Here is a 13,706-nt window from a genome sequence, read left to right as displayed (position 1 = left end):
GGGGGTTCATTCATGACAAAGAAAAGATCAATTCGTTTAGGTGTATTATCAGGGGCTTTAGGCCTGGCGTTAATCGGCGGGGGGACATGGGCGGCGTTTAACGATGTAGAAACGGCAAACGCGGTCTACTCGACAGGAGAGTTGGATTTATCTGCAAAAGAGAACTCCGGCGCCATCAACCTTTCGAACTTAAAACCTGGTGATCGGATCAAGAAAGAATTTAATTTTGAAAATAAAGGATCACTTGCGATCAATCAAGTGCTGATGAGTCTTGATTACAGCCAGTTTCAAGACGGATCTTCCGGGAAGAATGGCGATAAGAATACAGCTGAAGAATTTCTCAGTCAGTTTCAGGTGAGTGTTCTGACGGTTGGAGCCGAAGGTGGAAATGGTTATCCGAAAAATATTATCTTAGACGCTGCAAACCTGCTTGACTTGCATCAACTAACGTCAAAACAGGATCAGACTGCATTTGAAAAGCTTCGTCATGCCGTCGATGAGAAGTTTTTACATGAAAGTGGGAAGATTAATGTAGCAACTGTTGATGGAACAGTGGCTCCAGAGTATGACGGCATACCAAAGAACCCGTTTGATTACGATAAAATGGAAATGATCATTGAATTTGTCAATGACCAGACGAAGGATAAAGCTGGTCACTATATCCAAAATAAATACCAAGGCGATGCGATTCAAATTGATCTTTCCTTCGAAGCGACTCAGTGGAATGGTTTAACGATCAATCCCAAAAAGCATACGGATGAAAAAGGCTACGTGAAAGAAAACGAAAAAGCACACAGCGAAGATAAAAAATAAAGCCAGTCTTTAGACTGATATCAAGTTCTGCATAGCAATTGGAGGAGTATGCGCTAAAATGTGCGCTTTACTCCTCTTCTTGCTTTTTTCTCCAGATTTGATAATCTAAAAATTCACGAAATTGCTTCTTCGAAACCCCTGATGTCATTGCATCTCGAACTAGTTTTTCCCATTCACTATCTAATTGACCATCGTATTCGGTTTCATCTTTTTCGTGTAACAGTGTATGAACCGAGACGTCCAGAACAGCGGAGACTTTTTCAAGAAATTGAATGGAGGGGTTTGTTTGCAAGTTTCTTTCTATTGAGCTTAAATAAGACTTCGCTACCCCAGCCTTTTCGGCCAGTTCTGATAGTGAGTAGCCTTTTTCATTGCGGTATTGTTTAATACGCTGGCCAATCAATGTCATCACCTTCCTTTCGATATTATAGCACATTCAGAAAGGTTTGATAGAATGACTTCTTACCAGAGGGTGAGACTCAGAGGACTTTTCACTTGATTTGAGGAATTGACGGACTTCTTCCACTGTTAGCCCTGCTTTACGAGCTTCAAGTAATAATTGAACCCATTCACTGTCTAATATGTTCGTTTTCTTTTCCATACAAATACCCTCCTAAAATACTGAATCATGTATTTCAGGCACTTAACGCATGAAATGGAAAGACATAGGTGGTAAGACCTCATAGTTTGCTTGCGTCATTTTTCCGCCCAATACAAACAGACAAACGTTGCTTTTGGCTGATCGAAAATTGTACGTCACATGAAAGGAAGGGGACCTATGGGTCAACCTCCTCTTTTGTGCTGTAAGTAAAAAAGTCCGCCATTTTCAATCGTTAGACTGATTTTTGGTTCATATAAAGTTTTGAGTGCTTGTCTTTCTATTTCATATTCTACAGACGTGTCTGAAGTCCCTTCATAAAATTGGTTTAAAAGTTCAGTGTCTTCTTTCCATTTTTGAACAGCTCTCACCGCCCAATCGTCTGGTTCCTCATGGGCGTAACGCTCCATTAGACTGTAGAGCCGTTTGACTCCGCTTTCTGGCTTGATCATTGTACTCATCGTAAAGCAATAATCGGGAATTTGAGATGACAGCTCACGGGTTTCCAGCTTTTCTTGAAATTGTTCAACGACTTCTCCGCGTATTAGATGAAGTCCTAGTGATAAAAGCTTATCCTTCTTTCGATCTGCGAGATAAGAAATTTTCACATTGAGACCAAGCCAAGGCTCGAGTGCGATCTGGTTGTTGGTGAGCGGAGAGACTCGTTCATAGAGACGGATAAAACGGCCCTGCTGTTTGACAGCTTCAAATATTTGAAATAAACGAGGGGAGCCGAAGTGGATAAATTCACCCTCAATGGTATCCTCCACTCTTTTTTGATCGGTGATGAGGGTCAATTGCCGCGGCTCCGGAACACCACCAGTTTTTTCAAGCCAGTGCCAATAAAAAGGGCGGTTCATAATCAATTTATCCATATCGATGGTCAGTTGTACGGTCATATGTCCTGCACTTTCTTCTAGTATGTCGCATTGATTTGCCTGAAAGAAACGGAGAAGAAAGGTATGTATGTCACGCTGCTTCATTGATCAACTCTCCTTTATGAGCCTTGCTGTCTTTTTTCTAAAAGCGGTGTTTTTGCTTGTGTTAAATAAGAAGCAAACTGAGTTAATTTCTTTTTCATGTCACCGTCTGATTCGTGCTGAAAGAGAATCTGATGCAGTTGTGTTTCGGCATCTTTGATATCGATTCGCGTTAAAATATCATCTAGATCGCCAATGACGTTTTCAAACAGCTGAATTTTTTCATATAAAAGCTTTAAGATGTGTTCCTCAACGGTACCGTTTGTGGACATATTGTAAATGTGGACATCTCGCTTTTGTCCAAGGCGGTGGATACGTCCAATCCGCTGTTCTAAACGCATCGGGTTCCACGGAAGATCGTAGTTGATGATTTGGTTACAAAACTGAAGGTTGATTCCTTCGCCGCCGGCTTCTGTCGCAATTAACACTTGTGCCCGTTCTCTAAATAAATCTTTCATCCAATCCTTTTTGCCCCGCTTAAAGCCGCCCCGAAAAGGAACGGAGCTGATGCCATTTTGCTGAAGAAACCATTGTAAATAAATTTGTGTCGCGCGGTATTCGGTGAAAATAATGACCTTTTCATTTAACTGCTGAATAAGCTTGACGACTTCAAGCGCCTTTGTGTTTTGCTGCACTTGATTGATTTTCTCCATAATTTGCGCTATAGCAGAGGAACCAAGGATATGTTTTTCATCTTCCTGCATCTTTTTAATTGTCATATAGACCGCCTCGCGGCTTGAACAACATTCTCGTTCCAAGGTCATGATGGAAAACATGTGTTTAGTATAAGACGGGTTCTCTTTCAGCTTGCAGATTTCATCATATAATGCTTGTTCCGTCGGAGAGAAATCAATGGAAATCGTTTTGACATGCCGTTTTGTCCACTCGATGCCCGTGTCTTGCCTTCGGTTACGAATCATCACTTTATTCACAAGCTGTTTTAAACGGTCATGGTCTTCTAACTGTAAATCCTTTTTGGCAAAGACATCTTTAAACTGATGTTCATTCCCTAGGTGACCTGGCTTCAGTAGGGAGACAAGATTAAATATTTCTCCGATACGGTTTTGGATAGGCGTCGCTGTCAGCAGCAAGCAGAATTTCTTATTTAGATTTCTTACAAATTCATAGTTTTTCGTTTTATTGTTTTTCAGTTTATGTGCTTCATCAATAATGACCATATCATAGGCAATTGATAAAATGGTGTCTCGATGCGGCTGTCTTTTGGCTGTATCAATGGAGGAAACCACGACGTCACACTGCTCCCATACATAGCTCTTTTTTTGTTCGACAGCATCAATGTAAAATTTCGTCCGCAGCTCCTGTACCCATTGAGATACAAGGGAGGCGGGGACGAGTATGAGAATTTTTTTGGCAAGTCCACGAATCATGTATTCTTTGATAATAAGTCCTGCTTCTACGGTTTTTCCAAGTCCCACTTCATCTGCTAAAATGGCTTTTCCGTTCATCTCTTCTACGACTCTTCTGGCTACTTCAAGCTGGTGTTTTAAAGGCGTGAATGCAGGCAGATGGGCAGGAGCTTGCAGTCCTTCAAATGAATCAATGGCTGTGACTTTTTGGACCTGCGTCGCTAAACGGTACATTTCCCAATTCGCCCAGGGGCCGTCTGCTGCAAGCCGCTGCTGAAATTCACTTGCCCAATCCTGATCAAAAATCGTTTGAATATTCAATGTGGTCGCCTGCCTTTCTAGTAGGTTGAGGATAGAATTGTTCTGTATTTAAACGCTTCATTTTTTAAGAGGTCTTGAAAAGACTAGATATTTAAATAAAAGCGAACGATAATGAATGGTTTTTTAAAAAATGTTAATGATTTTTCTGTTGCTCTTCATCCGTTTCTAATGGTAGGATGTTGGTAAGTGATCTAGCAAATAAGTCACCCATTTTGATAGTATGTCCAATAAATGTGAAGAATATGAGCGGATGATGGTATGGGGAGAGACTTGGCGGTTATTTAGCACTGGCAGGCGCCGAAGGAGCAAGCTGAAATGTTTCAGTGAATCTCTCAGGCAAAAGTACTCTTACCGGACGCAACTCTGGAGAGTGTTTGCTCATCGTTTTTAGCAAACCACCAAAGGGGAAAACGCACAATGATGTTGTGCTGTAAACTTTCAGGTGCAAGGACAGAGACTTCTTTTTGATAAAAGGGAGCGCTCTGTCCTTTTTTGCTGTGATTTTTTTCTGAAAATTCAGCTTGTGATCTGCACTGAAAGAAAAAAGGGGGAAACGATTGATGTTGAAACGAACACCGCTTTTTCATGCGTATGAAACGTTTGGCGCAAAAACCATTGACTTCGGGGGCTGGGAATTACCTGTCCAATTTTCTTCCATTAAAGAAGAGCACGAAGCTGTTCGAACAAAGGCAGGGCTTTTTGATGTGTCTCACATGGGTGAGGTGGAAATCAAAGGTCAAGATGCCCTTCCTTTTTTACAAAGGTTATTAACCAATGATGTGTCTAAGCTGACAGACGGTAAGGCACTATATACAGCCATGTGCTATGAAGATGGCGGGACAGTGGATGATCTGCTCGTCTACCAAAAAGAAAAGAACGATTATTTGCTTGTCATAAATGCATCAAATATCGAAAAAGATGTGGAGTGGCTGCTTCAGCATCAAGGTGAGAACGACGTATTGATCAAAAATGTCTCTGATCAAATCGCCTTGCTAGCCCTACAAGGACCTCTTGCCGCTGACATAATGAAAGATGTGGCGGATGAAGAAGTGACATCGCTCAAGCCATTTACATTTTTATCAAGAGCTGAAGTTGCTCAAAAAGAGGTGCTTGTTTCAAGAACTGGCTACACAGGAGAAGACGGCTTTGAAATCTATTGCCAGTCAGAAGATGCGGTCCACATTTGGTCGGCTTTATTAAAAGCAGGCGCACCAAAAGGATTAATACCGTGCGGGCTCGGTGCACGTGACACCTTGAGATTTGAAGCAAGACTTCCGCTTTATGGGCAGGAGCTGACAAAGGATATCTCTCCATTAGAAGGCGGGATTGGCTTTGCTGTCAAAACGGATAAAGAAGCCAATTTTATTGGCAAAGAAGCGCTCAAGAAGCAAAAAGAAGAAGGGCCGAAGCGAAAGCTTGTCGGCATTGAAATGATAGATAAAGGGATTCCGCGCACAGACTATCCGGTCTTTTCAGGAGAAAAGCAGATTGGGGTAGTCACAACGGGCACACAGTCCCCAACATTAAAGAAAAATGTCGGGCTTGCTTTAATCGAATCTTCTCAGGCGCAGTTTGGAACAGAGATAGAAGTACAAGTTCGCAAAAAACGTCTAAAAGCGAAAATCGTCGCAACACCATTTTATAAAAGAGCCAAATAACGAGGGGGAATAGAGGATGAAGCATAGGTATTTGCCGCAAACCGAGCAAGATCAAAAAGAAATGCTGGATGTCATCGGCGTTGAGTCGATTGATGAGCTTTTTTCAGATATCCCAGAAAAAGTGAGATTTAAAGGAGCATACAACATTAAAGCAGCCGCATCTGAAACAGAGCTTGTAAGGGAATTATCCCGATTAGCTGCAAAGAATAAAGATACGGTTTCCTATGCATCGTTTCTTGGTGCCGGTGTATATGATCATTACCAGCCTGTCATTGTGGATCATGTTATCTCACGTTCTGAATTTTATACAGCATACACACCTTATCAGCCGGAGATTTCGCAAGGTGAACTACAAGCCATTTTTGAATTTCAAACAATGATTGCTGAGCTGACAGGTATGGATCTTGCTAACTCCTCGATGTATGATGGCGGGACAGCATTAGCTGAAGCGGCAATGCTAGCTGCTGGACATACAAAAAAGAAAAAAGTGGTTGTTTCTGAAACGGTTCACCCTGAAGCAAGAGCCGTGCTAAAAACATACGCCAAAGGACAGCACATCGAAGTTGTTGAAGTGCCTGCGAAAAAAGGGCAGACGGACCTAGCAGCATTAGAAAAGGCTGTCTGCGAAGATACAGCAGCAGTTCTTGTGCAATATCCAAACTTTTTTGGTGTCGTCGAACCGTTAAAAGACATTGAACCTATTGCGCATAAAGGAAAAAGTCTGTTCGTTGTCTCTAGTAATCCACTTGCACTCGGGTTACTGACGCCGCCAGGAAAACTTGGAGCAGACATTGTCGTTGGTGATGCACAGCCGTTTGGTATTCCAGCAGCGTTTGGCGGGCCGCATTGCGGATATTTTGCTGTGACGAAAAAGTTGATGCGAAAAGTGCCAGGTCGTTTAGTCGGGCAGACAGAAGACGAAAATGGTGTTCGTGGGTTTGTACTAACCCTTCAAGCGCGTGAGCAGCATATTCGGAGAGATAAAGCGACGTCCAATATTTGTTCGAATCAGGCATTAAATGCATTAGCCGCTTCCGTTGCCATGACAGCACTCGGAAAAACAGGCATCAAAGACATCGCGTATCAAAACGTACAAAAAGCCCACTATGCGAAGACGCAGGCAAAAGCATATGGACTGCTTGCTGATGTAGAAGGAGCCCATTTCAATGAATTTGTAATCAAATTACAAGAACCTGTGAAAGAAGCCAATAAACGATTGCTTGAAAAAGGAATCATCGGCGGCTATGACTTAGGGAGAGACTACCCAGAGCTTCAACATCACATGCTTGTCGCCGTGACAGAGCTAAGAACGAAAGAAGAAATTGATACGTTCATGAAGGAATTGGGGGATCGCCATGAATAAACAAGATCAGCCGCTTATTTTTGAATTATCCAAAGAAGGAAGAATTGGTTATAGCCTGCCTGATTTAGATGTACCTGAACAGGAGATCCCGGCCCTATTTGATGAGGCGTACATCCGTCATGAGGATGCTGAGCTTCCTGAAGTATCTGAGCTTGATATCATGCGTCATTATACAGCATTATCAAGACGTAATCATGGGGTCGATTCCGGATTTTACCCTCTTGGCTCTTGTACGATGAAATATAATCCAAAGATTAATGAAAAGGTTGCACGCCTTGCAGGCTTCGCGCAAGTCCATCCACTACAAGAGGCAGACACTGTGCAGGGAGCATTAGAATTGCTGTATGACCTAGGGGATCATCTTGAAGAAATTACGGGGATGGACGCTGTGACATTACAGCCTGCGGCAGGAGCACACGGAGAATGGACAGGACTCATGATGATCCGTGCGTACCATGAAGCAAGAGGAGATCATAAGCGAACAAAAGTCATTGTGCCGGATTCTGCTCATGGAACGAACCCAGCATCTGCGACAGTGGCTGGGTTTGAAACCATTACCGTCGCATCTGATGAGAATGGGCTTGTTGATTTAGAGGACCTGCGCCGTGTTGTCAATGAAGAAACTGCGGCTTTAATGCTGACGAATCCGAATACACTCGGCCTATTCGAAGAAAATATTTTAGAAATGGCTGAAGTCGTTCACGGAGCTGGTGGCAAACTTTATTATGACGGAGCCAACTTGAATGCCGTTTTGAGCAGAGCAAGACCGGGGGATATGGGCTTTGACGTTGTTCACTTAAATCTTCATAAAACCTTTACAGGTCCACATGGAGGCGGAGGCCCTGGTTCAGGTCCTGTAGGCGTAAAAAAAGATTTGATCCCGTACTTGCCAAAGCCGGTGCTTGTGAAGAAAGAAGGCCGCTTTTACTTCGATGATGATCGACCAGAATCAATTGGCCGCGTGAAGCCGTTTTATGGTAACTTCGGCATTAACGTCAGAGCATATGCGTATATTCGCTCTATGGGTCCAGACGGCTTAAAGGCTGTAACTGATAATGCCGTGTTAAATGCGAACTATATGATGCGCCGCTTAAGTACTCATTTCGATTTGCCATTTGACCGTCACTGTAAGCATGAATTTGTCCTTTCAGGTAAACGTCAGAAAAAATTAGGTGTGCGCACACTGGATATTGCCAAACGATTACTTGATTTTGGCTATCATCCGCCAACGATCTACTTCCCGCTCAATGTAGAGGAATGTATCATGATTGAACCAACTGAAACAGAATCAAAAGAAACTCTTGATGCCTTCATTGAAGCGATGATTCAGATTGCTAAAGAAGCAGAAGAGAATCCAGAAGTGGTACAGGAAGCGCCGCATACGACGGTTGTCAAACGAATGGACGAAACAAAGGCCGCGCGAAATCCAGTTCTCGTTTTTGAAAGATAAAGAAAAAAGACTCAGGGGGATCATGCTCCCAGAGTCTTTTTTGTTAGTTCTTCGTTTTGATGCGGCCTCCCCATTTTTTAAAGCCGCCTTTTAAATTATAAATCTCACGACAGCCGTTTTTACGTAAAGTTTGCGCTGCTTTTCCGCTTCTCAAATTGTTTTGGCAATAGAGATAAACAGGCTTGTCAGGACGAATTTCATTTTTGCGCTGTTTTAGCTGGGAAAGGGGGATGTTTCTTGCCCCTAAAATATGTCCGCCATCAAACTCGTTTGGCTCTCTCACATCAATGAGTTGAGCTTTGCGGTAACCTTTAATAAATTCTTCTTCCGTCAGCGTTTTCATAATGCGCTGCTGATAAATGTAGCTGCCGACAGAATAAAGAACGAAAAGTCCACAAAGTGAGAGGACGATATAGTTGAACATTGACAATACAACTCGACTCCTTCTTGAGCATCAGCACAGTGGCCTGTCTGATGGTACGTTTTAGACAAATACTATTATAGTAAAGCATAAGAAACTTGTCATCATAAATGGTAAGAATTATTTTCAATTCGTTCCCTATTTGATAGACTGATGAAGAGAGAATATCGGTGGCCATGACCATCATCTAACATTGACTACGTAAAAGAGAAGGGATTTTTATATGCAAAAAGAGAAATGGTGTTTCATTGATACAGGAAATCAAGACCCTGCCTTTAACATGGCAATGGATGAAGCCTTGCTTTATTGGCATAGTGAGAAGCTTATCCCGCCTGTCATCCGCTTTTATGGATGGAATCCTGCGACATTGTCTGTTGGGTATTTTCAGCATGTTGAAAAAGAAATCAACATGGAAGCAGTCGAGCGCTATGGCCTTGGGTTTGTCCGCAGACCGACTGGAGGGCGGGGGGTTCTTCATGATCAGGAGCTGACCTACAGCGTAATTGTGTCAGAAGAACATCCAGAAATGCCGGCGACGGTGACAGAGGCGTACCGCGTCATTTCAGAAGGCATTTTAGAGGGCTTTAAAGAACTGGGACTCGATGCGTATTTTGCCATTCCTCGAACAGATAAAGAAAAAGAAAGCTTAAAAAATCCAAGATCATCTGTATGCTTTGATGCCCCTTCCTGGTACGAGCTTGTCGTAGAAGGCAGAAAGGTAGCAGGCAGTGCTCAAACGAGACAAAAAGGAGTGATCCTCCAGCACGGCTCCATCTTAATTGACCTTGATGAGGACAAATTGTTCAATTTATTTCTATATCCAAACGACCGTGTGAGAGAGCGGATGCAGAGAAGCTTTAAAAACAAAGCGGTCGCCATCAATGAAATCTCAGACCGAACTTGTACAATAGACGATGCGCGTGTGGCGTTTAAACGAGGATTTGAAAAAGGATTAAATATTGAGCTTGTGCCTTATGAGCTGACAGATGAAGAGTTAGCATTTGTCCACCATCTTGCCAAAACGAAATATGCCTCAGACGAGTGGAATTACAAGCGTTAGGACAAAAGACACTCCTTGTTTTTTAATGGGCGATGGTGTAGAATTGTTATGATTATTAAGTAAAGGTGCATTATGGAGGGGTTTTATGACTACACCTAGTATGGAAGATTACATTGAACAAATATATATGCTGATAGAAGAAAAAGGATATGCTAGAGTCTCTGATATTGCAGAAGCACTCGCTGTCCATCCCTCCTCTGTAACAAAAATGGTTCAGAAGCTAGATAAAGATGAATACCTCATTTATGAGAAGTATCGTGGTCTAATTTTAACCCCGAAAGGCAAAAAAATTGGAAAACGTCTCGTATACAGACATGAACTGCTAGAGCAATTTTTAAGAATCATTGGTGTAGATGAAGAGAAAATTTATGATGATGTAGAAGGCATTGAACATCATCTCAGCTGGAACAGCATTGACCGCATCGGCGATCTCGTTCAATTCTTTGAAGAAAACGACGAGCGATCTGTTCAGCTGAAAGCGATTCAAAAGAAAAACGAACAAACAAATCAAGAATCTTAAGAAAAAGGACACCCATGCTGAGGGTGTCCTTTTTGATTAAAGTTCTAATTGAAAGCATATGCTCTTACACTATTAATAGCGTGATATCAAAGGGGGCTCCTTGATGAAGATAGATGGTGTGTTCTCAGGTGGAGGCATTAAAGGGGCAGCACTTGCGGGTGCCTATGAAGCGCTTGAAGCAAGAGGATATCAATTTGTCCGCCTTGCTGGTACAAGTGCTGGAGCGATCATTGCTTCACTCATCGCAGCAGGCTTTACAAGTCAGGAGATTCGGGAGCTGTTAGATGAAATGGATGAACATCACTTGCTTGATAGGAGATGTCAATTCATTCCGTTTAAAATGCTTAGGTGGGTCTCCATTTACTGGCGCCTCGGTCTGTACAAAGGCGACCGGCTGGAAAAATGGCTGACAGATGTGTTGAAACGAAAGGGGGTCACCGTATTTGGGGATCTCAAAAAAGATTCGCTGAAAATTGTTGCCTCTGATTTAACAAATGGGAAAATCCTCGTTCTACCAGACGACCTTCCTTCATACGGCTTAAATCCAGAGCGCTTTTCTGTTGCAAGGGCAATCCGGATGAGTTGCAGTCTGCCGTATTTTTTCGAGCCTGTCAAACTAAAGTCATCAAAAGGCATTTGTACCATTGTGGATGGAGGCGTGCTTAGCAATTTTCCAATTTGGTTGTTTGCCGAAGAGAAAAAAAGACCATTCGTCGGTGTCACATTAACCCCAAACGAAAAAGAACGCCCTCAACACTCCATCCGCAATGCGTTTGAACTGTTTGGCGCTCTTTTTGAAACGATGCGTGGTGCTCATGACGAAAGACACATTGCCACAAAACACGAACGTCATGTTATTTTTATTCCTGTAGAACATGTCATTGCCACAGATTTTCAGCTAATGACAGAAAAGAAAAAGGCGCTCGTCGATCTAGGCAGACAGAAGGCCGAGCAATTTTTAAAAAGCTGGACATTTTAAAACAAAGCGCGATTCTTCTTTTTGTTTTTCTTGCCTTCAATCACAGTTAACTGTGTTTGGCTTTTCTTTTTGAGAAGGACGGGCTTAGACTTGTGGTCAGTCGGCACGCTTCGCAAATGAGTGACCCGATTTTTCATCTGGCTTTTCGTTTTTGGTTTAGGCTGCTGGTAGCGACGTTTCGATTGTTTGACTGCTTTACGATAAAGATTGCCTTCTGTTCCAGTTCTTCGATTCATCAGCCATCTAAATAGGAAGAACATAACCGCTCCAATGATCACAACTGATAGCAGCATTGTAAAAAGTCTGCCTGGATTCGTTGTGAGTAAATACACAAATCCCAGAACACCTAAAGCGAAAATAATGGTAAAAGCAGGATGTACTCGGCGATTCATAACTGTCCACCTCCGAAGGAATTTACCGGATTTATAAGTTAGATCACTTGATGAGCAGAATCTGACGCTTGTTTCTCAGACGCTTCCTCTAAACGAAGAAGTTCATTAAAACTTGCAATGGCTACCTCGACTTGATCGTCAGAGGGTTCTTTTGTTGTGAGCAATTGCAGCCAAAGACCAGGATAGCCAAGCACTTTCAGCACAGGCACTTCTCGGAGTTTGTTCGTAAGCTGAAGCACTTCAAATGAAATGCCGAGAACAACCGGAATGAGCGCCAAGCGATTCAGAATTCTCACCCATAAAGGATCTGTCGGTACGAGTAAATAGACGAACATTCCGACAATGACAGTGAATAAAATAAAGCTGCTACCGCATCGATAATGAAGCCGTGATTGTTTTTGGACATTTTCCACTGTGATGTCAAGATTCTGTTCATAGCAGTTTATGACTTTATGTTCTGCGCCATGATATTGAAATACCCTTTTAATTAAAGGGGTCATGGAAATAAAGTAAATATAGCCTAATAACAGGACCAGTTTAAAGAATGTTTCCACTGCGATTTGTGCGAAATTCCCTGAAAAGACGGGCCGCACAAGTTCAGCTAAAAAGACAGGTACTAGGGTAAAGACAAATTTACTAAAGAGAAGAGAGAGAACTCCGATCACAGCAATGCCGAAAATCATAGATAATTTCGAGCTTTTTTGTTCTTTTTCAAGAGTATGATCTTCTGAAGGATCTAAGTCATAGCGCTCGCTGGAGAAGTTTAAGTGCTTACTGCCATTTGCGCTTGCTTCAACAAGTGCAGCAACACCCCTGACAAAGGGGATTTTCTTGAGAAAGGCGGTTCGTTTATTGGAGGTCCGGGGAAGCTTCAAAAACTCAATGGACTGATCCTTTCGCCGAATCGCTGTCACATAGTTCTTTTTACCTCCGAACATGACACCTTCGACAACTGCCTGCCCTCCATATGCTGGAGGTTTTGTTTGATTGGACATATTTCATCAACCTGCCTGTTTCCTGTAATTTACATGCTTTTCCTTATACCTTTATTGTACAGGAAATGAGGGGAAATCACTAGCTCACAGGTCGATTATCTACTAGAATTCTATCTACCTCTTTTTAGCCAGTATACCCTGTTATAAAAATTTTACACTCACGGATGGAATCCTTTTTATTCATGACATTTTGGACATACTAAATGCTGGAGGTGTTCACAAATGAAACGTGATGAAAAGAAAAACCAAGAAGAAAAAAATCAGGCTGTACAAACGTCATCGCTGTTGGCAAGAGCAGCTGCGACAGGCTTTGTTGGCGGTGTTTTTTGGGGCTTTATCGGGTTTCTGACCCATATGTTTCATTTCTCAGAGGTGAGTCCCAATATGCTCCTTCAGCCTTTTGTGCTCGGAGAGTGGAAAAAGGGCGGACTTGGTACTTTTATCAGTATTGTACTTTTAGGGGTTTTATCGATCGGAGCAGCCTTTATTTATTATGGGCTTTTGAAACGGATCAAAGGCTATTGGATGGGGCTGATATATGGCGTAATTTTATGGCTGCTCGTTTTTTACGTATTTAATCCCATTTTCCCAGATGTAAAGCAAGTCCAGGATTTGCAGCAAAGCACCATCGTCACGACATTTTGTCTATATATTTTATACGGCATGTTTGTCGGGTACAGTATTTCGTTTGAATATAATGAATTAACGAGTCAAAAGCTTGCGAGGGCACTCGGGAAAAAGACAGAATAAAGTGTAAATCACCTATTCATATGATAAAATATTTTTGGA

Annotated in this window: 15 protein-coding genes and 2 riboswitches; of the genes, 8 read left to right on the top strand and 7 right to left on the bottom strand. The window is 42.4% G+C overall.

The window, feature by feature from the left end; translation table 11 throughout:
* The first annotated feature begins 12 nt into the window (after positions 1-12).
* Positions 13-813: a biofilm matrix protein TasA gene (tasA, locus tag MHI33_RS13735; protein ID WP_044140977.1), complete on the top strand. Its 801-nt coding sequence runs from the start codon at positions 13-15 to the stop codon at positions 811-813.
* Between the two features lie 67 nt (positions 814-880).
* Here tasA and sinR read toward each other — a convergent pair whose 3' ends face one another.
* The 4 genes from sinR to MHI33_RS13715 all read right to left on the bottom strand — a co-directional run bounded on the left by sinR (position 881) and on the right by MHI33_RS13715 (position 4,079).
* Positions 881-1,216, bottom strand: a complete 336-nt coding sequence (gene sinR / locus MHI33_RS13730; RefSeq protein ID WP_012010555.1) for a transcriptional regulator SinR — start codon at positions 1,214-1,216, stop codon at positions 881-883.
* A gap of 33 nt (positions 1,217-1,249) precedes the next feature.
* Entirely contained in the window at positions 1,250-1,414 is a 165-nt protein-coding gene (locus tag MHI33_RS13725; protein ID WP_003217357.1) for an anti-repressor SinI family protein, read from the bottom strand.
* 182 nt (positions 1,415-1,596) lie between these two features.
* On the bottom strand, positions 1,597-2,394 hold the full coding sequence (locus MHI33_RS13720; protein ID WP_065098397.1) for a YqhG family protein: 798 nt from the start codon (positions 2,392-2,394) through the stop codon (positions 1,597-1,599).
* 14 nt (positions 2,395-2,408) lie between these two features.
* Entirely contained in the window at positions 2,409-4,079 is a 1,671-nt protein-coding gene (locus MHI33_RS13715; RefSeq protein ID WP_340911992.1) for a DEAD/DEAH box helicase, read from the bottom strand.
* A 250-nt stretch (positions 4,080-4,329) separates the two neighbouring features.
* A riboswitch (glycine riboswitch) is annotated at positions 4,330-4,437 on the top strand.
* A 3-nt stretch (positions 4,438-4,440) separates the two neighbouring features.
* Positions 4,441-4,535: riboswitch (glycine riboswitch) on the top strand.
* A gap of 104 nt (positions 4,536-4,639) precedes the next feature.
* Here MHI33_RS13715 and gcvT point away from each other — a divergent pair.
* Genes gcvT through gcvPB form a run of 3 tightly spaced genes read left to right on the top strand, consistent with a single transcriptional unit; the run spans position 4,640 to position 8,550 of the window.
* Positions 4,640-5,737 (top strand): glycine cleavage system aminomethyltransferase GcvT, encoded by a 1,098-nt coding sequence (gcvT, locus tag MHI33_RS13710; RefSeq protein ID WP_340911990.1) that lies wholly within the window; start codon positions 4,640-4,642, stop codon positions 5,735-5,737.
* Positions 5,738-5,753: 16 nt separating this feature from the next.
* Complete coding sequence (gene gcvPA, locus MHI33_RS13705; protein ID WP_044140982.1) at positions 5,754-7,100, top strand: aminomethyl-transferring glycine dehydrogenase subunit GcvPA; 1,347 nt, start codon at positions 5,754-5,756, stop codon at positions 7,098-7,100.
* On the top strand, positions 7,093-8,550 hold the full coding sequence (gene gcvPB / locus MHI33_RS13700; protein ID WP_065098393.1) for an aminomethyl-transferring glycine dehydrogenase subunit GcvPB: 1,458 nt from the start codon (positions 7,093-7,095) through the stop codon (positions 8,548-8,550). Before gcvPA ends, gcvPB begins: the two co-directional genes overlap by 8 nt.
* Positions 8,551-8,593: 43 nt before the next feature.
* On the opposite strand, the gene MHI33_RS13695 is transcribed toward gcvPB, so the two are convergent.
* Positions 8,594-8,974, bottom strand: coding sequence for a rhodanese-like domain-containing protein (locus MHI33_RS13695; protein WP_034620482.1), 381 nt, complete (start codon positions 8,972-8,974; stop codon positions 8,594-8,596).
* Positions 8,975-9,194: 220 nt separating this feature from the next.
* Here MHI33_RS13695 and MHI33_RS13690 point away from each other — a divergent pair, with 220 nt between their 5' ends.
* From MHI33_RS13690 to MHI33_RS13680, 3 genes are all read left to right on the top strand, one after another.
* Positions 9,195-10,031, top strand: coding sequence for a lipoate--protein ligase family protein (locus MHI33_RS13690; protein WP_340911985.1), 837 nt, complete (start codon positions 9,195-9,197; stop codon positions 10,029-10,031).
* Between the two features lie 85 nt (positions 10,032-10,116).
* Positions 10,117-10,551, top strand: coding sequence for a transcriptional regulator MntR (gene mntR / locus MHI33_RS13685; RefSeq protein ID WP_003215946.1), 435 nt, complete (start codon positions 10,117-10,119; stop codon positions 10,549-10,551).
* A gap of 103 nt (positions 10,552-10,654) precedes the next feature.
* A complete protein-coding gene (locus tag MHI33_RS13680) occupies positions 10,655-11,530 on the top strand; it encodes a patatin-like phospholipase family protein (RefSeq protein WP_003215585.1) in 876 nt (291 codons plus the stop codon).
* Here the strand turns inward: MHI33_RS13680 and MHI33_RS13675 are convergent.
* Together MHI33_RS13675 and MHI33_RS13670 are read right to left on the bottom strand one after the other, a co-directional pair.
* Positions 11,527-11,922: an SA1362 family protein gene (locus MHI33_RS13675; protein ID WP_003215754.1), complete on the bottom strand. Its 396-nt coding sequence runs from the start codon at positions 11,920-11,922 to the stop codon at positions 11,527-11,529. The genes MHI33_RS13680 and MHI33_RS13675 overlap by 4 nt on opposite strands.
* A 38-nt stretch (positions 11,923-11,960) precedes the next feature.
* Entirely contained in the window at positions 11,961-12,917 is a 957-nt protein-coding gene (locus MHI33_RS13670) for a DUF1385 domain-containing protein (protein ID WP_065098392.1), read from the bottom strand.
* A 222-nt stretch (positions 12,918-13,139) separates the two neighbouring features.
* On the opposite strand from MHI33_RS13670, the gene MHI33_RS13665 reads away from it, so the two are divergent.
* Entirely contained in the window at positions 13,140-13,667 is a 528-nt protein-coding gene (locus MHI33_RS13665) for a YqhR family membrane protein (protein WP_065098391.1), read from the top strand.
* Positions 13,668-13,706 lie beyond the last annotated feature (39 nt).

Source organism: Bacillus sp. FSL K6-2971 (genome assembly GCF_038006405.1).
Classification (GTDB): Bacteria; Bacillota; Bacilli; order Bacillales; family Bacillaceae; genus Bacillus; species Bacillus pumilus.
This window is presented reverse-complemented; position numbering and strand designations above follow the sequence as displayed.